This is a genomic window from Burkholderia sp. 8Y (genome assembly GCF_902506145.1).
Lineage (GTDB): Bacteria > Pseudomonadota > Gammaproteobacteria > Burkholderiales > Burkholderiaceae > Caballeronia.
This window is the reverse complement of the sequence record NZ_LR733519.1, coordinates 681,481-706,390: the sequence shown is the minus strand read 5'-3', so window position 1 is coordinate 706,390 and position 24,910 is coordinate 681,481. Positions and strand designations below refer to the sequence as shown.

19 protein-coding genes and 1 tRNA gene are annotated in these 24,910 nt (G+C 63.5%); 7 read left to right on the top strand and 13 right to left on the bottom strand.

Going from position 1 to position 24,910, the window contains the following annotated elements; all coding sequences use genetic code 11:
- Window position 1 precedes the first annotated feature (1 nt).
- Window positions 2–982, bottom strand: coding sequence for a chromate resistance protein ChrB domain-containing protein (locus GV035_RS03070; protein ID WP_159833258.1), 981 nt, complete (start codon window positions 980–982; stop codon window positions 2–4).
- Between the two features lie 118 nt (window positions 983–1,100).
- On the opposite strand from GV035_RS03070, the gene GV035_RS03065 reads away from it, so the two are divergent.
- A complete protein-coding gene (locus GV035_RS03065) occupies window positions 1,101–2,162 on the top strand; it encodes a DMT family transporter (protein WP_159834932.1) in 1,062 nt (353 codons plus the stop codon).
- Window positions 2,163–2,483: 321 nt separating this feature from the next.
- On the opposite strand, the gene GV035_RS03060 is transcribed toward GV035_RS03065, so the two are convergent.
- Window positions 2,484–3,395, bottom strand: a complete 912-nt coding sequence (locus GV035_RS03060; RefSeq protein ID WP_236572536.1) for a CHAD domain-containing protein — start codon at window positions 3,393–3,395, stop codon at window positions 2,484–2,486.
- A 243-nt stretch (window positions 3,396–3,638) separates the two neighbouring features.
- Here GV035_RS03060 and GV035_RS03055 point away from each other — a divergent pair, with 243 nt between their 5' ends.
- On the top strand, window positions 3,639–4,007 hold the full coding sequence (locus tag GV035_RS03055) for an NUDIX hydrolase (RefSeq protein WP_159833254.1): 369 nt from the start codon (window positions 3,639–3,641) through the stop codon (window positions 4,005–4,007).
- 246 nt (window positions 4,008–4,253) lie between these two features.
- Here the strand turns inward: GV035_RS03055 and GV035_RS03050 are convergent, their stop codons facing one another.
- The 3 genes from GV035_RS03050 to GV035_RS03040 form a co-directional block, all read right to left on the bottom strand.
- Entirely contained in the window at window positions 4,254–6,893 is a 2,640-nt protein-coding gene (locus tag GV035_RS03050; protein ID WP_201303892.1) for an excinuclease ABC subunit UvrA, read from the bottom strand.
- Window positions 6,894–7,181: 288 nt separating this feature from the next.
- Window positions 7,182–8,828, bottom strand: a complete 1,647-nt coding sequence (locus GV035_RS03045; protein WP_442859543.1) for a methyl-accepting chemotaxis protein — start codon at window positions 8,826–8,828, stop codon at window positions 7,182–7,184.
- 349 nt (window positions 8,829–9,177) lie between these two features.
- Window positions 9,178–10,293 carry a YncE family protein gene (locus tag GV035_RS03040; protein ID WP_236572406.1) on the bottom strand — a complete coding sequence of 372 codons (1,116 nt, stop codon included), beginning with the start codon at window positions 10,291–10,293 and terminating at the stop codon, window positions 9,178–9,180.
- Between the two features lie 759 nt (window positions 10,294–11,052).
- Here GV035_RS03040 and GV035_RS03035 point away from each other — a divergent pair.
- From GV035_RS03035 to GV035_RS03020, 4 genes are all read left to right on the top strand, one after another.
- Window positions 11,053–11,850 (top strand): DUF4118 domain-containing protein, encoded by a 798-nt coding sequence (locus tag GV035_RS03035; protein WP_159833246.1) that lies wholly within the window; start codon window positions 11,053–11,055, stop codon window positions 11,848–11,850.
- A 2-nt stretch (window positions 11,851–11,852) separates the two neighbouring features.
- Window positions 11,853–12,734 carry an alpha/beta hydrolase gene (locus GV035_RS03030; RefSeq protein ID WP_159833244.1) on the top strand — a complete coding sequence of 294 codons (882 nt, stop codon included), beginning with the start codon at window positions 11,853–11,855 and terminating at the stop codon, window positions 12,732–12,734.
- Complete coding sequence (locus GV035_RS03025) at window positions 12,731–13,507, top strand: MipA/OmpV family protein (RefSeq protein ID WP_159833242.1); 777 nt, start codon at window positions 12,731–12,733, stop codon at window positions 13,505–13,507. Before GV035_RS03030 ends, GV035_RS03025 begins: the two co-directional genes overlap by 4 nt.
- Window positions 13,508–13,987: 480 nt before the next feature.
- Window positions 13,988–14,548 (top strand): DUF4337 domain-containing protein, encoded by a 561-nt coding sequence (locus GV035_RS03020; protein WP_159833240.1) that lies wholly within the window; start codon window positions 13,988–13,990, stop codon window positions 14,546–14,548.
- Between the two features lie 6 nt (window positions 14,549–14,554).
- Here the strand turns inward: GV035_RS03020 and GV035_RS03015 are convergent, their stop codons facing one another.
- The 3 genes from GV035_RS03015 to GV035_RS03005 all read right to left on the bottom strand — a co-directional run bounded on the left by GV035_RS03015 (window position 14,555) and on the right by GV035_RS03005 (window position 16,647).
- Window positions 14,555–15,076 (bottom strand): histidine phosphatase family protein, encoded by a 522-nt coding sequence (locus GV035_RS03015; RefSeq protein ID WP_236572405.1) that lies wholly within the window; start codon window positions 15,074–15,076, stop codon window positions 14,555–14,557.
- A gap of 181 nt (window positions 15,077–15,257) precedes the next feature.
- On the bottom strand, window positions 15,258–15,461 hold the full coding sequence (locus GV035_RS03010) for a hypothetical protein (protein ID WP_159833236.1): 204 nt from the start codon (window positions 15,459–15,461) through the stop codon (window positions 15,258–15,260).
- Between the two features lie 94 nt (window positions 15,462–15,555).
- Window positions 15,556–16,647, bottom strand: coding sequence for a peptidyl-alpha-hydroxyglycine alpha-amidating lyase family protein (locus GV035_RS03005; RefSeq protein WP_236572404.1), 1,092 nt, complete (start codon window positions 16,645–16,647; stop codon window positions 15,556–15,558).
- 530 nt (window positions 16,648–17,177) lie between these two features.
- Between GV035_RS03005 and GV035_RS03000 the strand changes: the two genes are divergently transcribed.
- The gene (locus GV035_RS03000) at window positions 17,178–18,473 is read left to right on the top strand and encodes an NRAMP family divalent metal transporter (protein WP_159833232.1); all 1,296 of its coding nucleotides are present in this window, start codon (window positions 17,178–17,180) and stop codon (window positions 18,471–18,473) included.
- Window positions 18,474–18,663: 190 nt separating this feature from the next.
- On the opposite strand, the gene GV035_RS02995 is transcribed toward GV035_RS03000, so the two are convergent.
- From GV035_RS02995 to selA, 5 genes are all read right to left on the bottom strand, one after another.
- A tRNA-Sec gene (locus GV035_RS02995) sits at window positions 18,664–18,759 on the bottom strand.
- A 72-nt stretch (window positions 18,760–18,831) separates the two neighbouring features.
- Window positions 18,832–19,452, bottom strand: a complete 621-nt coding sequence (locus GV035_RS02990) for a DedA family protein (protein WP_159833230.1) — start codon at window positions 19,450–19,452, stop codon at window positions 18,832–18,834.
- Window positions 19,453–19,495: 43 nt separating this feature from the next.
- Window positions 19,496–21,499, bottom strand: a complete 2,004-nt coding sequence (locus GV035_RS02985; protein ID WP_159833228.1) for a VTT domain-containing protein — start codon at window positions 21,497–21,499, stop codon at window positions 19,496–19,498.
- A 43-nt stretch (window positions 21,500–21,542) separates the two neighbouring features.
- Window positions 21,543–23,468, bottom strand: a complete 1,926-nt coding sequence (gene selB, locus GV035_RS02980) for a selenocysteine-specific translation elongation factor (RefSeq protein WP_159833226.1) — start codon at window positions 23,466–23,468, stop codon at window positions 21,543–21,545.
- Window positions 23,465–24,907, bottom strand: coding sequence for an L-seryl-tRNA(Sec) selenium transferase (gene selA, locus GV035_RS02975; protein ID WP_201303948.1), 1,443 nt, complete (start codon window positions 24,905–24,907; stop codon window positions 23,465–23,467). Before selA ends, selB begins: the two co-directional genes overlap by 4 nt.
- Between the last annotated feature and the right edge of the window lie 3 nt (window positions 24,908–24,910).

Genomic DNA, 24,910 nt, shown 5'->3' with positions numbered 1-24,910 from the left:
CTCATGATCGGCTTCCCTGCTCTGCCGTTTTCGCAACCGCAGCGAAGTGCGTGTACATGGAATCGAGCACGCGGCTCATCTCATCGAGCAATGCGTCGTCGTCAACTGCGCGTTCCCGAGCGCCCGCCATGACGGCCTCGAAGCCGGCCGCCTCGGGCACGGGCGCGCCACCCACATCCAGCGCGTGGACCATTGCGGCGAGGCGCAGCAGCGCCGGATCGCGCTCAAGGTCGAAGCTCGCCATCAAGACCTCGAACGTGACGCGTTCGCCGACATGCGTGAACGCTGCGCCATCAAAGTCGAATCCGAACGCATGAGGCGGGCAAGCATCGGGCGAGGTCAGCCAGATGAACCGGCTGTCGGGATCAATGAAGCGCCGGATGAGCCACGCGCTCGCCAACCGGTCGACCCAGATGCGTTGCCGGGTCGCCCACGTGCGCCCCCGGTAGTCCGCGAGTGCAAGCGTTCGGATCGCGCGTTCAGCCGGGTGCGGCTCACCGGGTGACATGACGGTGTCGACGTGCGCAACGAAATCCTGCCAGGCGACTTGCGCGCGCGTCGCGCCTTCAGCGGGGAAAAAGTCGATCGCAACGATGCTTTCGTAGTCCTTTCGCAGACGCCGCATCAGGCGCCGGAGCTCCGTTTCTGCCTGTCCGAAAACGGTCTTGCGCGCCGTACTGAGCGCGCCAATAAGGGCGTCGTAGTCGCTGGACCGGTTGAAGAGGTCGCGAAACTCCGCCTCTTGCTCCTGATCCAGGCTGGGCGCTCGCAGCAGATGCGCCGTGCCGCCGCTCTCACCAATTGCAGTAGCCAGTTCGCGCAGCGCCGCTTCGCGGTCAGCCGTGTACGGCAGCAAATAGATACCGTCGCGCAACACAGCGCACCCCTTCGCCTTGAGCGCACGCCAGAAGCGCATACGCGCGGTGGCGTTCTCTGTAGGCAATGTCAGAACAAGGAGAGACCAGGTCGAAAGCTCGGTCATGTAATGTATGTTACGTCTGCGTCTCGACGTCTACAAGTTAGCTTTTTGCGCCGTCGATGCGGCGGCACGCACTCTGCTCGCCATTCTCCTGTTTCCTGAACTAGAGGCCATCCGACGAATGAATGGACAGACCAGAGCGATTACCACCGCACTCGCCGCTGCCGCGCTCTTTGGAGCGGCCACTCCCATCGCCAAGCTTCTTCTGGGCACCCTGTCGCCTTTCATGGTGGCGGGCTTGTTTTACTTAGGCAGCGGCGTTGGCTTAGGCGTCGGCATTGCCGCGCGCGCGTTTCGAAAGCGCGGCGCGCAGGCGTCCACTCACCGCATCAAGCGCACAGAGATACCGTGGCTTCTCGGAGCGATCGCAGCGGGCGGTGTTGCAGGCCCGGCGCTACTTATGCTCGGGCTCACTAGCACGCCGGCGGCGACCGCATCACTGTTACTCAATCTAGAAGGTGTCCTAACTGCCTTGATCGCGTGGGTCGTCTTTCGCGAGAACGTGGACGTACGAGTCTTTCTCGGAATGGTGGCGATCATCGCGGGCGGCGTCATGCTTTCGTGGCAGGGGCCGGGCGAGGCAGGCATCTCTCTCGGACCGCTGTTGATTGCGGGAGCTTGCTTCTGTTGGGCCATCGACAACAATCTGACTCGCAAGGTATCCACGAATGACGCGATGGTCATTGCATGCGCTAAAGGGCTCGTTGCGGGTACAGTTAGTCTTGCGATCGCCTTTGCGATGGGTTCATCGCCACCCAGTGCGATGACTGCCGGCCTGGCCATGCTGACCGGACTCGCCGGCTACGGAATTAGCCTCGTTCTATTTGTCCTAGCGTTGCGCGATCTCGGAACCGCGCGCACCGGCGCTTACTTCTCGGTGGCGCCGCTTTTCGGCGTCACAGTGTCTTTGGCGATATGGCCTCACTTGCCCGAGGGGTCGTTCTGGATTGCCGCCATCTTCATGGCGCTCGGAGTATGGCTGCATGTGCGGGAGCATCACGAGCATGAACACACTCACGAAATGCTGGAACATACGCATCGGCATCGTCACGACGCGCATCATCAGCATTCGCATGACTTCCCGTATTCGGGCGATGAGCCGCATACCCATGCGCACGTCCATCTACCTATCACGCACTCGCATGCTCACTATCCAGACATTCACCATCGACACAGGCATTGATCGTGCCGCCAGGGCTTTGCATGTGCTTACGCGCGAGCACTGCGTTTAGGCCCATGAGCCTCACACAAGCGGATAGCTTTATCTATTGCATGACCGCTTCTCGAGGCGTTGCCGACGTGCGAACTTCCGCCTCCCAAACGCCTGCCTATGCCCGCGACGCGCCCGACGCCGAGCGCATGCAGTGGCGCAGCCACTCATTTCGCCGCTTTCGGTCGAGCCTATTTGCACATCGGCCTTCTTTCCCATCATCGACCCGGCTCGCAATGCCTGCGCGATCCGCCGGAGAAGACGTGCTTGCGCGTATCAAGCAACGCAATCGTTTCACCCGGCAATATCTCGAACACGTCGTGCCGCAGCCTGCATGCGCCGGTTCTTCTGCTTTTCGAGCCAATGAAGCGATTCCTCCACGACTTCCGGCGGCACGTTGTTGAATGAGGCGCTTCGAATGAGGCTCACGCTCGCAGCAATGTCGTTGAACTGCCCGAGTTTGTTCTGCACGGACGTCAGTTCCTTGATCCTCCGCTCACGTTCGCCTTCGACGACGAATTCAAAGAACTCAAGCAGATATCGCAGCTTCTTGCCGGCTTTGCGCACATCGTGAAGTTCCTCTTCACAAGCCGGTTCACTGCGCGCTGCGAGCCTGCTGCGCTTCTTGAGCGCGCGCTGTGCCCGACGAACGCGCTCCTCCGCGAATGCTCGAAGAGGCAGATCATGGCAGGTCGACGCCAACGTCACTCTCGCACGGAGCAGCACGTCGTTCAGGAATGATTCGACTTCATCGCATTTGATCATCGCCTGGCTGTGCGCGACCGCCTGCGCGCGCTTCTCCTTCGCGGCGGTCACCAGAATACCCATCGATGCACGCGACGCCTGTGCATCCTTCAACAAGTCGCTTGCGATGTCCCAGTCCCGCGTTCCGCCAGCTATGGCAGCAAGACGCTTAAACTCTTCGGTAGCCTGGGACGTCGCTTCCTCACCGAGATACGGAGAATAAGCCCAATACAAAGCGCGCAGTCTTCTGAACGCAACGCGCAGTTGGTGAAACCCTTCCGGGTCGCAGTGTGTCGCCAATTCACGCGCGCGTCGGACGGCATCGTCGACGACGGGCGTCGCCAGCGCGATGAAAGTTTCGGCGGCGGAATGTGCTCCTTCTTCCGGTGCCACGGCTGCACGCCCGCCTTCCTTTCGAAAGCTGACCGGCTGCGGTAACGGCCAGTCTGCGTCCATATCCACCATAGAAGCCCCGAGTCGGACCGAATAATGGTCCCGACCTTACCACAGTGATCTTTTCTCAAGCAGCAAGCCGTGACCGTTTGATGAAAAGCCCGCCGATTGCAGCGTGTGTGCGCAGAGAGACACCGTTTGCGCTCGCCGATTTAGCTGTATTACCATATCCGGCCAGGTTAGCCTGATATGAGACGAAGGCGCGCGGAACGCGCCTGCAAAAATACTTGGAAGAGACAAGTGGGGGTCGGTTTGAAGAAGCGTGCCACCGTAATCTGTCGCAGAGGCAAGCGAATTCTCTTGGTCGCACGTCGTCAGTCGAAGTGGGCGTTGCCGGGAGGGATCCTCAAGCGCGGAGAGCATCTCCCGGACGCGGCGCTTCGGGAGCTCAAGGAAGAGACACGGCTGGCCGCGAAGTCGGCCAAATACCTGTTCGACTTTCGTGGCAAGCAGAAACATCACCACGTGTTCGCCTGCGACATTTCCACCAGCGCCAAGGCTCGTCCGAGCAACGAGATTGCGAAGTGCCGCTGGGTCCATCTCGACGACATTCCTCGCCTCACGACCAGCACGCCCACGAACGACATCGTCAAGCTCATGGGTCAACGACGCAGAAAGTAGCAGGTCGCCAGCGCCGATTTGCCAAGCAGGCAAGCGTGACCTGTTCCCGGTGCAACACAAACGCCGATCATGCTCCGCCAGATTCAGGCGTGACAGAACTCCATGTCGCGATGCGGAGTGCGCCAGCGTCGTGGCGCCGCAGACGACGACGCAGAGTCGTTCACGACTCATGCGCTAAGGCGACCGCGAGGCGTCTTCCGCAACATCGCGACCGCATGCGATTACGCACCTCAGCGTCTCCGCGAATCAACGACGGTCCGACTCGCGCAGATAAGGCGCCGTTCGACTGACGGCATGGCTGGCAACGACGTCCGGCACGCCGGCCACCACGATTCGGCCTCCGTCCTCCCCCGCACCCGGGCCGATATCGATGACCCAGTCGCTCGCTGCCGCCACGCGCATGTCATGCTCGACGACGACCACGGTATTGCCTGCCTCCACGAGCCCCTGCAACTGCGTCATCAATCGGTCGACGTCAGCGGGATGCAGGCCGGTCGTCGGCTCATCCAGAATGTAGAGCCTGTCGGCGTTATGTGCGCGCTGAAGTTCCGTCGCGAGCTTGATGCGCTGCGCCTCGCCACCCGACAGTTCCGTCGCAGGCTGACCGAGCCGCAGGTATCCGAGTCCGATGTCGCGCAAGACGCTTAGCGCGCGCATCACGGCGGGCTCACTGGTGAAGAACTCACATGCCTTATCGACGGTCATGGCAAGCACATCCGCGATGTTCTGGCCGCACCATTGAATCTCCAACGTCTCCGGGTTGTAGCGCGAGCCGTGACACGTCGAGCACGACGTATAAACGCTCGGCATGAAAAGAAGCTCCACGCTCACGAAGCCTTCGCCCTCGCATGTGGGACAGCGCCCCTGCGCGACGTTGAACGAGAAACGGCCCGCGCCGTACCGCCGCTTGCGTGCGGCAGGAGTATCGGCGAAGAGCTTGCGCACGTGATCGAAGAGCCCGGTGTACGTCGCGAGGTTCGAACGCGGCGTTCGGCCGATCGGCTTCTGATCGACGCGCACGAGACGCTTGACGCTTGCCATCCCTGAAACGATATGTCCGCCCACAGGCGTTGCGACGCGCGCGAGCAGCGGGTCCTGCTCTTCCTCTTCACTGTCATCCAGCGCGCGACCCAGCCGTTCCGCGACGAGCTCAGGCAACGCCTGGCTCACGAGACTCGACTTGCCCGAACCCGAGATGCCAGTGACAGTCGTGAAGCAGCCGAGCGGGAATGAAATATCGACGTCATGCAGATTGTTTCGCGTGATGCCCGTCAGTCGCAGCCAGTCGCGTGCTTCGCGGGGCGTATGGCGAGATGGCGAGTGTGTCGGAAACAGATACCTGCGCGTCTGCGATGCCTCGATTGCGGCGAGTCCCGCTGGCGGACCGCTGTAGAGTACTTCGCCGCCCGCTTCGCCGGCAGCGGGTCCGACATCCACGAGCCAGTCCGCGCGCTGCATGATACGCACGTCGTGCTCGATGATGAACAGCGAGTTGCCTGCCGACTTCAAACGCTGCAAGGCCGCGAACAGGGCTTCGCTGTCGGCCGGATGCAAACCTGCGGAAGGCTCGTCCAGCACATACACGACACCGAAGAGTTGCGAACCGAGTTGAGTCGCGAGCCGCAGGCGCTGCAGCTCGCCGGATGACAGCGTGGGCGTCGCGCGATCCAGCGAAAGATAGCCGAGGCCGAGATTCATCAGGATGCCGAACCGATCCATCAAGTCCGCCGCGATGCGCTCGGCGGCCGCGCGTTTCTCGTCGGAAAGATTGGGCGTGCGGCGCACGTCGGGCGCGGCGCTGTGTGACGCACCGCCGGCGGCGACGCGTCTCGCCGTTGCCGCCTGCCGCGCGTCTTTGCTCAGCACCCGCTTATCGGTAACGTGCTCGGGCCACGCGCCGCGCGCAATCGGCGCAAGCAACTCGGTCAGCGCGCTGAGCGGCAGACGTGAGAACTCCGCGATATCCAGTCCGGCAAACGTCACCGACAACGCCTCTCGCTTTAGCCGCTTGCCATGACAAGCTGCGCAATCCTTGCCGACCATGAAACGCGAGACCCGCTTCTTCATGATGGCGCTTTGCGTATGCGCGAACGTATGCAGCACATAACGGCGGGCGCCGGTAAACGTGCCTTGATAACTGGGTTCAGCGCCACGCTTGAGCGCCGCCTGCGTTTCCTTGGGAGAGAGGCCCGCATAAACCGGCACCGTCGGCTGCTCGTCCGTGAAGAGAATCCAGTCGCGATCCTTCTTCGGCAAGTCACGCCACGGCTTGTCCACGTCAAAGCCGAGCGTCACGAGAATGTCTCGCAGGTTCTGCCCGTGCCACGCGGGCGGCCAGGCCGCAATGGCGCGCTCGCGAATGGTGAGCGTATCGTCGGGCACCATCGACTTTTCGGTGACTTCGTACACGCGTCCGAGTCCGTGACAGACCGGGCACGCACCCTGGACCGTGTTCGGCGAGAAGTCCTCGGCGAAAAGCATCGGCTGCCTAGGCGGGTAACTGCCGGTGCGCGAGTACAGCATCCGCACGAGACTGGAGAGCGTCGTCACGCTGCCTACCGAGGAACGGGCGTTGGGCGCGCCCCGTTGCTGCTGAAGCGCGACGGCCGGCGGCAAGCCCTCGATGGATTCCACCTGCGGCACGCCGACCTGCTCTATCAGACGCCGCGCGTATGGCGCGACGGATTCGAAGTAGCGGCGCTGCGCTTCGGCATAGAGCGTGCCGAACGCAAGCGATGACTTGCCGGACCCGGACACGCCCGTGAAGACAACGAGCGCGTCGCGCGGTACATCGACATCGACGTTCTTGAGGTTGTGCTCGCGCGCGCCGCGAACACGCACGAAGCCAGTCAGGGAGGCGGTTCCCGCATCGTTTTTCATGGGCATTGGGGCCTTGCCGCGCTTTCCGGGTGCGCGCAGGGATAGGCGCATTACGCGGCGACAAAGCAGACCATGACGCAAGTCTTGCGCCATCTAAAAGAGATTACCGCAAGAACGCCCGCGCAATTGCGTCGGCGCCGGCCAGCTTGATCGTCGAACGGTGGCAACCGTTTCAAACCGAAGCGGCGGACGTTGCGTCCGCCGACACTCAATCGCGTTCGGTTAGCGGACAGCGCAAGCGTGCATCTTTCACTCGGCGCCCTGCCGCTCCACTTAAAAACAGCCTTTGGAAGCTCAAAACGTTTCCCAATCGCCCGCGCTACTCGTTGCGTCAGCCATTGCAGGCTGCGGTTGCTTCGACACGTCTCGTTGCGCAATCGCCTTGACGCTCGGCCGTGCGGTGGGCGCACTCTTTTGCGGCGCCTTCATCGCCTTCGATACAGCCGGCGTCGTCCGTGCGGCCACCGTCGATGTCCTGACAGAAGCAACGGCGGGCGCGCTGTTTTCGACGGAAAAATTCGACACGGCCGATTTCAGTCCAACCGCTTGTTCTTCGAGTGACTGAGCCGCAGCGGCCGCTTCTTCCACCAGCGCGGCATTCTGTTGCGTGACTTCGTCCATCTGGACGACCGCGCGATTCACCTGTTCGATGCCAGTGCTTTGCTCCTCGGATGCCGCAGCGATCTCATTGACGATAGTCGAGACTTCCTTGATGGATCGATCGACCTCGTCCATCGTGATGCCGACCTGACGGGCGCGTTGCGAGCCGTCGGCGACCTTGGCCACCGACGCCTCGATGAGCTCCTTGATTTCCTTCGCAGCAGACGAGGAACGCTGCGCCAGCGTCCGAACCTCGCCCGCGACGACTGCGAACCCTCGACCCTGATCGCCCGCGCGTGCGGCTTCCACGGCCGCGTTCAGCGCGAGGATGTTGGTCTGGAACGCAATGCCTTCGATCAGGCTCGTGATCTCGGAGATCTTCGCGGAACTGTCGCTGATATCGCCGATCGTCGCCACCATCTCTTGCACCGCATCGCGGCCCTTGCTCGCAACAACGCTGGCGCGTTCGGCGAGTTCATTGGCTTGACGCGCATTGTCCGCATTCTGTCGGACGGTCTGGGTCAATTCCGTCATGCTGGACGCAGTCTCTTCCAGCGACGCCGCCTGCTCCTCGGTGCGTGCCGACAGGTCGATGTTGCCCGTTGCTATCTCGGCGGTGGCTGTGGTGATCGATTCCGCCGACCGCTTGATTTGACCGACGGTATCTGCGAGGTTGGCTCGCATGGAGCTGAGGGCGAACAATAAGCTAGACGTGTCGTTATTCTTGACGTTCGCCGGCGTGCTGAGATCGCCCGATGCAATGCGGCGGCAGACAGTCTTGGCGTACTGCGGATCGCCGCCGAGGTCGCGCAGCACCTGACGAATAAGCACGGCCATGATCCCGCTCAGCAAAAGTCCAATGACGACCACGGCGCCGAGCGAGCGCACTACGGTGGCCCGGAATGCGTCATCGATATCGTCCAGATAAGCGCCCGTATAGACGTGCCACTCCCAGCCGGGAAGCACGGCGGAAACCGTCATCTTCCGCACCGGGGTGCTCTCGCCCGGCTTGGGCCACTTGTAGTACGACACATGCGTGCCGTCCGAATCGGACTTCACGATGTTCACGATGATCCGGTTGCCATCCACATCCGTCAGGCCACTGACGTCTGTGTTCTCGAGCGTGGGCTTTGTCGGCAGCAGCAATTGAACGGTGTTGGAGTTCGTGATCGACATATAACCACTCGTCCCGTACTTGTAGTCTCTCAGCGCCGCGATGGCCTCGCGTTTAGCTTCGTCGTCGCTCAGCTTTCCTGCCGATACCGCCTGCTGAAAGTGCGCCGCGATGCTAATGGCGGCCTGTACCTGTTCCCCGAGCGATTGCTGGCGAGCGTTGAGCATTTCGCGGCGCCCGGACAAGGCGTTCGCTCCGGCGAGCACGCTGAGCGCGAGCCACACAAAGCCCACGGTCATCCATAACTTTTGACTCATCGAAAACTTGGACTTCATTCCCTGACATTCCCATTCAGACGTGAAGCGACGAGCTACCAGGAGAGGAGCCGCCGCGATTCATGCTTAACGGCGAATGCGCGTGATTCTGAAGGTGATGGTGAGGGAAGCCCGCGCGAGAGGTGCGCCCTTCGCACGGTGCTGAAGACTCGGCAGATAGCGGTCTTCTAGATGACGTGAAATGGTCGTCATCGGACAGCGCGCTTGCACTGCCCGATGAACCGCTATGACATCAGCACAGTTACTTCGCCGCGAACACAGACACTCCGCCGTTGACGAATCCGTTCGGCGCGCAGCTCGGGCAGCCTGCGGGCGATGTCGCCGACGAGTACGGCACGAAGATGAGCCCGCTTGCCGGATCGACCGCAACGGAGTGCGCGTTATTGCCCGCGTTCAACCGCGCGACGATACCGTGCGTTGCAGCATCGATGATAGCCAGCACCGGCGTGCACGGCGACGCAGTCGAGCATGTGCCGTTCGTGGACGCATTGCCGGACGCGGTCCAGCGGCTTGCAGCGTTGTAATACCGATTCGTCGCCGAATCGTATTCGAGCTGATCGCCGCCGCCCGCATTGACCGACGCGACGAGCGCGCCACTAGAGCGGTTCATGATCTGCACGAGTAACGGCGCGCCGGTCGTCGCCTCCCTGCATCCCACCGCGATGTCCGTTCCCGGCCCCAAGGCAAGCCCCGTCGGATCGCAATTGCCTTCCGGATACATCGCCACGCCTGCGAGCGTCGTGTAGTTCTGCGTGCCGCCGCTCGGTATCGCGCGAATAGCCGCCCCCGGCAGCTTGACCAGTTCCCCATGCGGATTCGCGGTGCTGCCGTCGACATTCACATAGAAGTTGTCACTGGCCGGATCGTACCGGCACGCTTCGAGTCCCGCAGTCGGTTTCCCGGCGTTGTCGGTGAACGTCACCTTCGCGATGACGCGCTGCGTCGCGGTATTGATGAACGTGGCGAACGGAACAGGCTCTTCCGGACTCGATATCATGAAGATGCCATGCGTTGCATCGACGCAGCCTTCGTCAGCGCGCACGCCGGTCGTGCTCACGGTGACCTTGCTGAGCACCGCGCCTGCGGCCGGGTCCACTATCTTGACCGAGTTGACGTCGCCTACGTAGACGAGGTTGCCGACCGGCGTGGCGCCGTCCGGACCGGCGCTCGAATTCGGGCCGGGGCCCAGTCCCGCGAAGGCAAGATCGCCGCTTCCCTGTATGGCCTTGGTGAACGTCTTCGATGCAATGTCGATCTCGTCGAGAGACGCGTTATTGCGGTCGGTGAACACGTAACGGCTGCCGGTGATCGCGCCTATATCGAATGAGAAGTTCACGCCCGCCTTGATATTGGGCACGGCAATGTCTGAAACGTAGCGTGGTCCGCTGTTGTTGTTGTCATGTCCGCCACATGCCGCCAGCGCGAGCGTCGCGCATGCCGCTACTGCAAGTTTCCATTTGCACCTAAGCATCGCTCTCTCCCTTGAACGTTGGAACATAAGCCGCAGCGCCGCGCGTGAAAGGCCTGGACGCTGATATATCATAGGGACGGCGCCTGCAACAAAGCTGCTATCGTTTTCCCCGTCAATTAAACCCGCGGCTCTTAAGCGATCCATAAGGCAGGATGACGCACACTGTTGCGATTCCTATCGCTGAGTGGTTTGAGTGTTAGTGGAATGAGCGCGCGGCATTTCGCTTGCAAGCGGGAACCTACGCACGAGGGGCGGCGCGTGAGGCGCGCGCACGATACGCAAGGCCGTTGATCGGCCATTCACACAGAACCACGCGTGCAACGTTCGACTGCCACGACACACTGTCCGTCCAGGACGGCTTCATGGAACGGCACGCCGTTCGAAGTTTGCGCCGCTTCACTAGAGCACCGAAACATCGATACGCCTCCTTATTGTCGAACTCGATCTTGAGCCGCAAGCCTTTGCTGGCGGACATCGCTTAGCTTGGGCGACAGGCAGCCGTCAAGACCGGCACACTGCCACCGAAACAATCGTCGCGTTGAACACAAAGCACAGGCTTCGTCCACGTTGACAGAATGAGTCACGCCGGTATCCTTCTCGCTCTATCGCCCTTGTCAGGCGTGATTGTCACTTTGCGTCGATTGCATGGAAGTCAGAAACTCGAGACGATGGGCGCCGCGCGGCCGAAACAGATGGCTCATTGCCGCGGCAGCACTGCTTACCGCCGGCATTATCAGAATGATGTTGCACCCGTTGCTTGGCGAAATCATGCCGGGTACCGCGTTCCTGATTGCCGGCGTGCTGGTTGAATACTATTGCGGACTCGCGCCCGCCTTCTTTGTGATGGCGACGGGCCTTTGCATCGCCGACTATCTTTTCGTCCCGCCGTATGGGCGCATCGACGTCATCGACGCGGCCGACTACCGGCTGCTTGTCTCGTATCCGCTCATCACGATCGTCGTCATTACGTTGGTCGAGCGTTTGCGACGGGCGCAGTATCGCGCTGAACTGCTGGCGGCGGTCGCGCAGTCGCGCTACGAGATGCTATTGCGTCACGACAACGAGCGGCTGATCGCGCGCCGCGCCACGGACGAGATGCATCGCATGCTGCATCACATTGCGCACTACAATCGCTCGCTCATCGTCATCAAGGCGCTCGACCTGACGAACGGCGTGTCGCCTGGCAGTCTCGTGGCGGCGGCGACGGCCACGCGCAACGGCGTGATCGACGATGCATCTTTCGGCTTCGGTGTCGCGTATGGTGCGAAACATGCCGACGTGCACGAAGAAGACCTTGCCCGAGTCAGTGGCCGCCTGACCCCCGGGCATCATCGGATTCGTTTCCGCTCCGGCGGCCGCGACGACTGGCGGCCCGTCGAGTGCGTGTGTGAACGCTTCATCACGCCGTCCGGCGACTTCCTGATTCTGCGAACAGAAGATTGAACATGAACGCGACTGAGTTTTCGTCGGCACATGGCAACGACCACGCCGTTCTGCTTCTGCACGGCCTGTCCAGCTCGCCACTCGAACTGCGTTTCCTCGCGCGCTTTCTAGCCGACGAGGGTTTCGCCACGCATACGCCGGAATTGCGCGGATACAGCGCAGGCACCGGGCATGAAACGATGGAACGGTGGATCGACGCGGCCTTGAACGAATTCGACGCGCTCGCCACGCGCTACCGGCACGTCTCTATTTGCGGCCTCTCGATGGGCGCGACGCTCGCCGCAGCGGTCGCGCAACGACGCCCCGGCGCTCGCGCCTTGTTGCTGTTGTCGATCACGCTCAACTACGACGGCTGGGCGATACCCTGGTACCGTTTTCTGCTCGACTATGCCTATTACACGCCGCTGCGCTTGCGCTATCGCTATCGCGAACACGAGCCATACGGATTGCGTAACGAGGCTTTGCGCTCGAAGATCGCGCGCGCGATGCAGAAGGGCGAGATGAGCGAAGTCGGTCCCGCGTCCATCACCGTACCGGCGCTGCACGAAGCGAGCCGGCTTGCTCACGCGGTGCGTAAGGAGTTCAAGAGCATCTGCACGGACTGTCTCATCATTCACGCCATAGACGACGAGACATCGAGCCCGCATAACGCCCGCTTCGTTGGCAAGAACGTCGGGGCCTCGTTCCTGCGCACTATCTGGCTCGATGATTCGTACCACATGATTACGTCCGATAACGAACGCGAAGTTGTCGCGCGGGAGTGCGCGCTATTTCTGCGCGAAAGCGCGGCAGCGTCGGAATCGAACAATGCGCTGACGCCCGTTGTGTCTCGCGCCCTCGCCCGCCGTTTGCGGCAATTGGCGACCGTTGCGAGAAAAGCATGACGCACACATTCGCGCTGGCGGCAGGCATCGCCTTCGCGCTAGCGGCCATTGCCTGCCCGGCACACGCTGACGAGCCGCAAGCCACGAGTGACTGGAAAGTGTCGATCGGGCCTGGGCTCTATGTCTTTCCAAAGTATCCCGGCTCCGCGACGTTGCAGGTGCTGCCGTTCCCCGTTCAGGACATATCGTGGAAGGAGCGAATCTTCTCGCAAGGTCCGGATGTGCTCGGCGTGAATGCGTTACGCGGTGAGAACTATCACGTCGGTGCGTCACTCAGCTTCGACTTCCAGTCTCGAAAGGCTTCGGACGACGCGCGGCTGAAGGGCCTGCCTGACGTTCACTATGGCCCGAAGCTGCGGCTTTTCGCGGACTACACGTGGTGGGCGTTCACCGGGGCGGCTGCGGTTTATCAGGACATCGCCGGGACCGGGCAAGGGCTCACTGCGATGACGGATCTGCTGATGTCGGCTCCGTTGGGCAAGCTCCTGGTCACTGTCGGTCCGGGTGTCACGTGGGCGAACGCCGCTTATACAAGGACTTTTTTTGGCGTCAATGCCCAGGAAAGCGCCGCGTCAGGTTTGCCTCAATACGCGACCCGTTCCGGCTTGCGCGATGTGCACCTCAGCCTGAACGCCACCTACGCGATGAACCCGCACTGGTCCGCCGATGTGGCGGCGGGAATCGGACGCCTAGAAAAATACGCTGGCGGCAGTCCCATCACTGAGCGGCGCCTGGATGTCAACGGCATGGCGTCTCTTTCATACCATCCTTGAATCGCACTGATTTGCGGTGCTTCGTCCGCCGCGACGGTATACCTTGTTCCCGGAGCGGCTGTCCGCTGCGTGGACGCGGAGCGGTTGAGCGCCGACATCGGTAGGCGACGCGCTGCCGAATGATGGGTGGCGTCCGTTGCGCGCCGCAATCTGCCGGCGGGACATTCACATGCGGCACTACCTTCTGCATGCAATGCCTCGCCAATAAGGAGCAGGCGGTCCGTGAGCGTTGTCCTGATCCGTTCTGCGAGACTCGACCGAGTAGGGCCGATCTCATTGAATTTGATTCCCTTGCTGTAGAGGAACTTGATTGGTTTCTCAAAGTCCGTCGAAGCGACCGTCCGTGCGCGCGTTGCTATAACAGTTCCGACTGACAAAGCGACATCAGCAAAGAGAAGTCGCATGCCGCGAGAGCCATTGCGATAACATCGCAAGGTCTCCAACCGAAGGCGTCGCTCTTAGCGGCCGCGTCAAATACTCATGTCCCACGAACACGCACCGCACGACCATCTCGTTGAACATGCCGCTCATGCCGGCGATCCGCTGTCGCGTTGGGTCGCAGTCTTTACGGCAATTCTTGCTGCGTTGTCCGGCCTTCTTCATTACGAGGAAGGCGTCTTGCAAACGCAGGCGCTGATCTTCAAGAACGATGCCGTGCTCTTGCAGAGCAAGGCGAGCGACCAGTGGAGTTACTATCAGGCGCAGTCAAGCAAAGGTCACTTGATGGAGTTGGCTGCCGAGTTGGCGCCTCAGCAGAGGCAAGCGTTCTATCGGGATCAGATCGCCAAGTACGAAGACCGAAAGACAGAGATTTCGGTCAAGGCGCGCGAACTTGAAAAAGAGGTCGAACAGGCCAATCGACGCTCCGAGGCGAAAGAGCATCCACAGCATTTGTTCGGTCAGGCGCTGGCATGGCTAAGTGTCGCGATCTCACTAGCCGCTATTACCTCGCTCACGGGAAGCCGCAAGCTTTTCTGGCTGGCGGGGCTCATGGGCGCGGCGGGAGTCGGCGTTTCGATCTTTGCCTTCCTTCAGCTTTAAGCAGTATCACCGCGTGGGACACGCGGTGGATCGGCCATTCAACCCTTCTCGTTCGACGGCGAATGAGACGGCGGAGGTTCCGTCGCGATGATTGACGCGCACGACATAGATGCTGTCGAAGTCCGCGCTCGCCCATATCGGCACGCTCGATGCGTCTCCGCCCAAACGCTTGACGATGCGCCGCGCCGTCTCCTCGATAAGGGCGTGCTCCCAGGCGACGACCACCACGCCGCTGCGATAGCCCGGCGATAGCAGGGTGTCGGCGAGCTTGTCCACTTCCTTGAAGCCGAGCGATGCGTTGACCGGCAAACCGAAGTAGATGGCCGTCGGCTCGATAGTCGCGAGCGGACGCACGTAGTCGTATTTCGTCCCGCGGTCATTCTTCTGTTTCGATGGATCGGGCGCGAAGATGGCGTCTGGCCGGCCATACTTCGTTTCGATCACTCCCGGCAAAGCCAGCGCCCGGTTCAATCCCTGACACGAAAGCTGTCCGAGCCCTTGGTCGGGCTTCTCCCCATGTCGAACCATGACAATGGTTTGCGTGGCGTCACCGGTGGCGAATGCGCGCAATGGAGCGCACGCCGCACCGACGAGACCGATCGTCGCAAGTGCGGATGCAAGGTGTCGAGCGTTCATTTGGAGAACCGATAAGGGAACGGGCAGATTCTAACAAGCCCTGCACCCCTTGAAAGAACGGCCCCGCGCTCGTTCATTTAATAAAGCCGTGCTGCCGTCTTTGCGCGTCGATTCGTTCTATTCGGCCCTGCCAGTGCTTTTCCTGATCGGCGCCATTGTCGAGCATGGCATGCAGCACCTTGTTCATTGCATCGGTTTTTTCCAGCCTTCGTTGCGCCTTGAGCCTCAGCGTTTCGGAATTGCCGTAATCCACAGGCTTATAGACGCCGCTCAGCACCGAGTGCGCGTAGAGACTCCCTGCATTGACTTAACGCAACTGGGCCCACGATTCGCGATTCGATCCATTCTTCCCGATCCCGACATAGCGCCGATCAAGCGTGAAGAACCAGCTTCTGCACGCGCCAGTTCAGCAGTTCGGCGACGAACAGCACGTTCTCCGATGGACACGCCATCTGATGAATCCAGCCGAATTGCTTCGGCTGCTTGCCTGCTTTGCCGAGCACGCCCAGCACCTTGCCATCGAGCGTCATCTTGTAGATGCGGCCCGGGAATGCGTCGGCGCTGTAGAGCACCTGATTCGGACCCGGCGAGATGCAGATGGCCCACGGCGACCCTGGCGCGAACGTGCCGGCCGCGATTGCCGCTTCATCAGGCATGTTGCCGATTGCCGGACGCGCATCCGGCGGCACGGGAACGTCGATCGTGAATTGCCGCTGGAAGTGGCCTTCAGTATCGAACACTTGAATGCGCCGGTTGCTGCGGTCCGCCACATAGATGTTGTCGTTCGCATCCAGCGCGATGCTATGCGGCGTATGAAACTGTCCCGGCCCAGTGCCGCGCTCACCCCACGACTTGATCCAGTTGCCGTCCCGGTCCACTTTCGCGACGCGAGAGTTGATATAGCCATCGCTGATATAGGTATTGCCTGCGGCATCCCACGCGACATCCGTCACTTGGCGGAAGCGGCCAGGCTCGGCGGCCAGCGGCGGGTTCGGGTGCTTGAGCGGGCCGGTCTCCTCGTCTGCGGCCTCCTGCTTGCGGCCGAACACCATCGCGACGCGGCCGTCCGGCGTGAATTTGATCACCATGTCGGAGCCTTTGTCCGTCACCCAGATGTTGTCCTGCCGGTCGACCTTGACCGTATGAGCGAAAGACCATGCATACAGGTTGTGTCCGATCTCGCGGACGAAGCGTCCGTCCGGCGCGAATTCGAGAAGTTGTGCGGCCGCCGCGCCATAGGCTGGCCCCGTTGTATTGCCGCGTGACAGCACGAAGATGTGCCCCTGCGAGTTAAGCGCGATGCCGGAGCATTCGCCGAAATACACGTCCTTGGGCAAACGAACGGGATCGGCAATCGAGTCGTAAGCGATCGACGGCACCATCTCCGTGTCCGCGAACGACGGAGGCATCACAAACACGGCAGCGGTGCCGGCAATCAGACTCATGAAAGTACGGCGACTCATTGCCCGATGCTCGGCACTGCCACAGCACGGGCAGAACAGCCCATTTTGCTCGCTCATCCGCAGTCTCCTGTGTGGTATGTCGCGTGCTGCCTGGCTAACTCACTCGAACTACGAAACGTACAGAGGCAATCGTAGTGCACAAAACGCTTAATTGCTCGGTGGTCTTTGAATTGCGCCGGTACGTGCGGATGCGGCGAGAGGGCTGCCTCGTCGACGTTGTCAGTTGCCTCGTGAAACAGCGGGCAGGACCGACGAGGAAACGCGGCGATCAATTGAGTATCGCCGACCCGCTCGGTAAGCCAGCCACCTCGATGAAGCCGTCGTAACGGCAGCCGGCCCTGCTCAATCGCCCGGCGAGCGGCTGGATTGCTCGTCGACCTTCGTGACGAGCCAGTGAGTACCGCGTGAGTCGCACGCCGACACAGCGCGCGGAAATGTTGTGCTGCGGCAAACCGTCGACTGCGTTCGAATCCTGTCCGCGCTAGGAACGCTTCATGCGAACGGTCGGCTAATACGCCCACGAGTGTCCCATGTTCATTCCTCATAAGAAGCCGGCAGCGGACAGCGACTCACGAGGAAGCGCGCGCCGCGCGCATTCATGGTCGGCGCACGTCGGCCCCGGACTCGTCACGATCGCGTCGGACAACGATCCAAGCGGCATCGCCACTTACACGCTCGCGGGCGCATGGTATGGCTTCGACCAGCTATGGATTTGCGTGCTGTCGTATCCTTCGACCGTCGCCTTGCAACTCATCTCGGCGCGCGTCGCCGCGATCACGGGGCGCGGCCTGACTGCCAACATGCGCAAGCACGACTGGCCGCCGTTTTTTTACTTCGCCGTCGCCCGCTTTCTAATTGCCAACACCTTGAACATTGCCGTCGATGTGCTCGCCATGGGCACCGCGCTGCGGGCATTGAGCGGCGGATCGCTTGTCTGGCTCACGCTGCTGTCGGGATGCGCGTCGCTCGTTCTGCAATGGAGCGTCGCCTATGAAACCTACGCGCGATACCTCAAATGGCTGACACTCGCGATGTTGGCGTATGCCGGCGTTCTCTTCGTAGTCGATGTGCCCTGGCATGCCGTCGCAAGGCGTCTGCTCATCCCGCGCGTCGTCTGGTCCGAACACTACGTGACGACGCTGATTGCCGTGTTAGGCACGACTGTCAGTCCGTACTTGATGTTCGCGCAAGCCGAACAGGAAGCGCGCGACATCAAGAAGAGCGAGGTTTCGCGGCGGCAGGCATTGGATCGGAAAATGGGCGGAATGCGCCGCGAAGTACTGATTCGAACGCTGCTGTCCAATGCAGTCTCTGTCTGCGTGATGATCGCGGCGGCGGCCACGCTGCATCTCACGCAATCGACGCCTCCCGGAGAATTCGTGCAACTGGATCGCGTACTCGAGCCGCTCGCGCATGGCCATGCGGGGCACGTGCTCGCAATCGCGCTTCTCGGATCGGCCCTCCTTGCGCTTCCGCCGCTGGCGGGCTCGGCTGCGCAGGCGGCGGCGAGCTCGTTCAACTGGGAAAGCGGCGAGCGGCGCGATACCCGCATCGCGTGGCTGCTCGCCGGGACGATCGTGCTTGGCATCGCGGTCGCCGTGGGACTGACTTTCTTTCATGTCGAACCCGCGCGAGCGATGTACTGGAGCGCGGTGCTGAACGGCATGACCGTCACACCCGTTCTCGTGCTGCTCGTCTTGCTCAGTTCGAGCCGTGAAGCCGTGGGCGATCTCGCTGCGCACTGGACGTTACGCGCGCTGAGCTGGCTCGCGGCGCTTGCGACCGCGGCCGCGCTCATCGCGCATTCGGTGTTGGAGTTTTTTTGACGATATGTCTGCGTTCCGTGCGGAAGGCTGGAAACGGCGGAAACGGCTTACCGGGGACGCGAAGGCCACGCAGTTCAAAGACAAGTGGCCAAAGCTACGCCTCGGAGTCAATTGAGGATTCGAGCGCACGTCCCGCGCAGCGCGGTCTACGAGAAGATGATGATCAGCGCCCCTCACGCACGAAGCGCGATGGCGGAAGGCAGCAGGAGTCGAACCTACCTGGGAGTGTCTGACACCCCCAACTGGGTTTGAAGCCCAGCCGCACCACCGGATACGGATGCCTTCCCCGGCCAAAGAGAAAAGATCAGGCGAAACAACGAAGCCCACGATTATAGCGGCGGAACGTGAACCGCACGCGTCACCGGGCATCGTCGCGAGAACGGCCGGGCGTGCGTCGTCGCAAGAGACGATACGCGCAGTACAGCAACGCCAGAAACGCGAGCAGATCGATTACGGTCGCGCCATGCATCTGCAATTCGACGAGCACGAAGTGCAACTGCCGCTGAAACAACGCGCCACCCAGCACCCAGAACGCCGACCACGCGACAATGCCCGCCGCGTCCCACAGAAAGAACACGAGCGCCGCGATATGCGTCGTGCCCATCAGCGGCGGCGTGACGAGTCCGAGCCCCGGCACGAACTTCGATATCGCGATGATCGGCGCGCCGTACCGCTCGAAGAGTTCGCTCGTCGTGCGGATGCCCGAATCGACGGCATACGAGCGGCGCGCGAGCGCGGCCACGAGCCGCCGTCCGTAGATGCGCCCCGCCGAGAACCACATGCTGTCGCCCAGCAGCGCGGCGCAGACCGCCGCGAACATCACGTGCGAGAGCGACAACCGCCCGCTCGCGATCATCGATCCGGCGAAGACGAGCAGCGGCGCCGACGGCAGCGGCACGCCCAGCCGCGTCAACAGCACGTTGCCGAAGACCGCGGCCGCGCCCCATTGCGCAATCGCCGACGGCGGAATCTGAATCAAGAGCCACCTCCGCGGCGCGCGCTGCGGCCATTCCTGCGAAAACTCATTGGGGCCTCGACTGAACCAGCATGACCGGCACGCTGCCGCACCCCGCGCTGTTCGCAATTTCGATGCCGCGCCACGATGAAGCATCGCTGCGGTCCAGCACCATCGGATCGACGCGCCGGTCCGGACGCAGCACGTTGAACGGCCACGACGGACGGCGCAACCGCTCGTGGACGACCGAGCCGAGCCAGATGGGCGTCGGCGTGGCGTCCGCGCGCTCCTTCACCACGTAGCGGGTCGGCCAGAAGCGCAGCACGTCGCGTTGGTCCGTGCCGCGATGCGAGCGCGTGAACACGAGCTTCGACGGCTCGCCGTTATTCAGGCGCGGCAGCACGGGCAGCGCGGTGGCGGGCGCGTTCGGCGAAACCACCGACATCACGCTTTTCATCGTCAGCCCGTCGACTTCCGCCCAGCCCCGGCTCGAAAGCTGCGCGCGAATCTCGGCGGGCGTCGCGGCCCATTGCACGGTGATCGGCTCGCGGCGGTCGCCGTCCATGCTCGACCGGTAGCACGAGAACGTGCGCCACACCGTGTCCATCCACTGAATCGGCGTGATGACCACGGTCGCGGGCGGCGCGCTGTGCGCCTGCGTGTCGTCGCTCAACTGCAAGCCGACGCTCGCGCCGATGACGGCGAGCATCGCGAAGGGCATCAGCGGACGGCGCCTCGGCTTGCCGGGATGCCGCCACACGGCGGTCAGCGCGATGAGGAACACCCACATGGCCGCGAGCGCGGCGCTGCCAAGCGCATCGGAGATCGTGAAGCGTCCGAAGTAGAGTCCCGCGAGCGCGACGGCCGTCACGATGCCCGATGTCGCCGTCGCGATCAACACGCCCGTGAGCATACCCACGCGCCGCAGCAGCAAAAACGCCAGAAAGCCGTAGATGATGACCGTTGCCGCGAGATGCGGGCTCGGGAACGTGTGCTCGACCGGCGCGAACGACAGCGGCAACGAGTGATGCGCCGTCAGGCGGATCGCCGCGACGAGCAGTTGCGAGAACACGACCGCCACGACCCAGTACGCGACCGTGCGCCAGCGCCGCTCGAAGATCATCCAGACGATCACCGTCGCCGCGACCGCGAGCAGCGTCGGCGTGCTGCCGAGCGCCGCGGCGGCGTCGAGGATCGAATCGGCCCACGTCGAGCGGAACGATTGCAGCAGACGGTACGTGGAGACATCCACCTGCACCAGCGACGAGCCGCGCGCCACGTTCGACATCACGTAGAAGAAGGCCATGGCCGACGCCAGCAGCAACACCGAGATCGCGACGATGAGCGCGGTCGCCGGATTGGCCGGATCGAGCGCGCGCGAGATGATCCGCGCGGGCGCGCCGTCACTGCGCTGCGCCCACGCGAGCAGCCTTGCGCGCGAGGCGAGCGTCCAGCCCTTCGCGTGCCCCACGATCACGCGCGCCAGGTTGAAGACGAGCCATCCAAGCGCCGTCACGGCCACGAGGATGACGACGAGCCGGATTGACACCGCGCCCGCGAGTTCAATGGACGCGCCGAACACCACGCCCGGCAGGATGTGCAGCGGCGCCCAGATGAGCGCGCTCACGACGTTGACGGCGAGAAAGCGCGCGGGCGTCATGCCCGACAGACCCGCGACGACCGGCACTACGGCGCGCATCGGCGCCACGAAGCGCGCGAGCACGACGCTCTTCGCGCCGTGCGCGTGGAAGTATCGTTTGCCTGCGGCGAGCGCGCCCGGATGGCGGCGGAACGGCCACATCTGCGCGATGACATTGGCATAGCGCGCGCCGAAGCAGAAACTCGCGGCGTCGCCCGCAATCGCGCCCGCGAGCGCGCAGACAAATACCCAGCCGAGATTCAGCGCGCCCGCGCCGACGAGCGCGCCCGCGATGAACATCGCGGTGCTGCCGGGCACAAACGTGCCGATGAACGCGACCGATTCGAGAAACGACGCGAGCAGCACGACCGCGAGCGTCCATTCCGGATGGCCCGACAGCAGATGCAGCAGCGCGTAGTAGGAATGCTCCATCGTTCGCCTGGCGCCGGAGCGCAAAGGGCGTGGCGGGAACCGCTCAGACCGGCTCGTGCCAGCGGCTGTCGGTGCGCAACAGATGCAGGTCGCGGTGAAACCGAGTGTAACCAACCCGGTCGAAGAACTCCAAAACCTGAATCGCGCGTTTGCGGCCCAGACCGCTTGCATCGCGAAACTCCGCCGCGCCGATGGCGCTCGCCGCGCCATTGCGCGTGCGCGCATGGTCGGCCGCAAGCCGCGCGAGTTCGGCCACGGCCGTTGGCGAATAGAAGAGATCGCGCACGACCTGCAACACGTCGCCGCGCCGCGCGAGCTTGCGCAGCAGGCGGCGCATGTCGTCTTCGCCCGCACCGTGCGCGCGCGCGAGATCGCGCACCCACGGCGGATCGAAACGTCCGCGTTCGATCGACGCGAGCACCGCCTGCGCGAGCGCCTCCTCCGCTGCATCCAGCGCCACGGTATGCGACGGCAGATGCAGCCACGGTCCGCTGCGCGCGACGATCCCGCGCGCCACGGCATCGTCGATCAAGGCGCGCCACAGCGCATCCGGCGCGAGCGGCGCGGCCATGCGGCGCAGACGCGCGGCGTCGGGGCCTTGCTCGTCGGGAAAGCGTTCGTGGAAAGCGGCGAGCGCGTCCGTGAGACCCGCGGCGAGCGCATGCCAATGCGCAGCGGCGATGAAAAGCGCGTCGTCGGGCAAGGGCACGCGGCGCAGGCCGTCCGGCAGCGCGACCGATGCCGCCGTCCGCCCGCACAGATGCTCCACGAGCGAGCGCGGCAAGCCGTAGGGCGACTGGTCGAAAAGCGCATCGGCGCGATTCGTGTCGAGCCATGCGGCAAGCGCATCGAGCCACGCGCGGCGCTGCGGCGTGCGGCGCTTGCGAGCGGGCGCGAACGGATCGAGCACGCGGCCGCCGCCCACGGTCCGGTTTGCCTGCGCATTACGCACGATGAAGCGGTCGCCGGGCAGCGCGCACACCGGCTGATCGAAGACGAGTTGCACGCGCGCCGACTGCCCCGGCGCGAGAGTGTCGGCGTCCAGCAGCGCGACGTGCGCCACGCGATGCGTCGTGCCCAGATGCACATGCAGCGGCGTCCAGTGCGCAAGCGTGATCCCGGCATCGGCGAGAAGCGTCAGTTCGACGTCGAGCCGCTCCGACGCCTTCGCGATGCGCGCATCGACGATCCAGTCGCCGCGTGCGAGCGCGTCCTTGTCGATGCCCGCGAGATTCAGCGCGCACCGCTCGCCCGCGCGGCCCGCGTCCGCCGGACGATTCTGCGCGTGGATGCTGCGCACGCGCGCCTCGCTGGCCGATTCGCGCGGCGCGAGCGCGAGCACGTCGCCGACGTTGACGCGCCCCGCGAACGCCGTGCCCGTCGCGATGGTGCCTTGCCCCGACAGCGTGAACACGCGATCGACCGCCAGGCGGAAAAAACCGTCGTCGCGGCGCGTGCGCCATTTCGCGGCGGCCTCGCGCAGATGGGCGTCGAGTGCCGCCACGCCGGGATTGTCGGCGGCGGTGGCGTTGGTATCGAAGATCGGCGCGTCGCGCAGCGGCGTCTGCGCGAGCAGCGTTTTGATTTGCGCGTGGACATCGCGCACGCGGGCTTCGTCGACGCGATCGGTCTTCGTCAGCGCCACCGCGCCCGTGTTCACGCCGAGCAGTTCGAGAATCGCGAGATGCTCGTGCGTCTGCGGCATCACGCCGTCGTCGGCGGCAATGACGACGATCGCGAAGTCGATGCCGCACGCGCCCGCCGCCATCGTGTGCACGAGCTTTTCGTGGCCGGGCACGTCGATGAAGCCGAGCGTGCCGCCGTCCGCGAGCGGCACATACGCGTAGCCCAGTTCGATGGAAATGCCGCGCGCCTTCTCTTCCTTCAGGCGATCCGTGTCCACGCCGGAGAGCGCGCGCACGAGCGTGGTCTTGCCGTGGTCGATATGCCCCGCCGTCCCGACGATCATGCGCGTTCGCTCCGGCCCTGGCCGTCCAGTTGCGCGATGAACGCGGCTTCGTCGGTTTCCTCGAGACAGCGCAGATCGAGCCAGAGCGCGCCGTCCGCGATGCGCCCGATCACCGGGCGCGGCAGCGCGCGCAGCGTGCGCTCGATGCGGTTCAGTTGGCCGCCCGCGCGCTTGCCGTTCGCGAGCCGCACGGCGAGGCCGTAGCTCGGCAGCACGTCCACCGGCAGCGCGCCGCTGCCGATCTGGCTGAACATCGGCTCGGTCGTCACGGCGAACGCGTCGCCCGTCATGCGCTGCAACGCGGGCTGAATGCGCCCTGCGGCGAGGCGCATGGCGTCGGCGGGACGCGTGAGCAGGCGCAGCGTCGTGAGGCGCGTTTGCAGCGTCTCGGGCGTGCGATACAGACGCAGCACCGCTTCGAGCGCCGCGAGCGTGAGCTTGCCGACGCGCAGCGCGCGCTTGAGCGGATGCCTCTTGATCTTCGCGATGAGATGCTTGCGCCCGACGATCAACCCGGCCTGCGGTCCGCCGAGCAGCTTGTCTGCGCTGAACGTGACGAGATCCGCGCCGGCTTCCACGGTCTCGCGCACCGTGGCTTCGCGCGGCAGTCCCCATTGCGTCAGATCGACGAGCGTGCCGCTGCCGAGATCGACGGCGACCGGCAAGCCGCGTTCACGCGCGAGCGGCGCGAGTTCGGCTGTCGTGACTTCCTTCGTGAAACCGGTCACGGCGTAGTTGCTGCAATGGACCTTCATCAAGAGCGCGGTCTTCGCGTTGATCGCTTCGCCGTAGTCGTTCAGATGCGTGCGGTTCGTCGTGCCGACTTCGCGCAACTTCGCGCCCGCGCGGCTCATGATGTCGGGAATGCGGAACGCGCCGCCGATTTCCACCAGCTCGCCGCGCGACACGATCACTTCCTTGCGTGACGCCAGCGCCGACAAGGTGAGCAGCACCGCCGCCGCGTTGTTGTTCACGACAGTCGCCGCTTCCGCGCCCGTGAGCTCGCAGATGAGCGCGTTGATCAGGTCGTCGCGATCGCCGCGCGCGCCGGTATCGAGATCGAATTCGAGGTTCGCGGGGCGCGTGAGCACGTCCGCGACGGCGCGCACGGCTTCGTCGGGGAGCAGCGCGCGGCCGAGATTCGTGTGCAGCACGGTGCCCGTCAGGTTGAACACGGTCCGCACGCGGCTCTGCGCGCGGCTCGCGAGCCGCAGGCTGACGGCGTGGCCGAGCATGGTTTCCGTGAGCGCATCGACGGATGCGCGGCCCGCCTGCGCGTCGGCGCGCCACACATCGAGCGTCGCGCGCAGGGCCGCGAGCGTCTGCGTGCGCCCGTATTCGTCGATGAGCGGCTCGAACAGCGCCGAGGCGAGCACGCGCTCCACCGACGGCACGCGTGCCATCAGCGCGCGCAGTTCGCTGCCGTCGCCGCCGGTCACGTC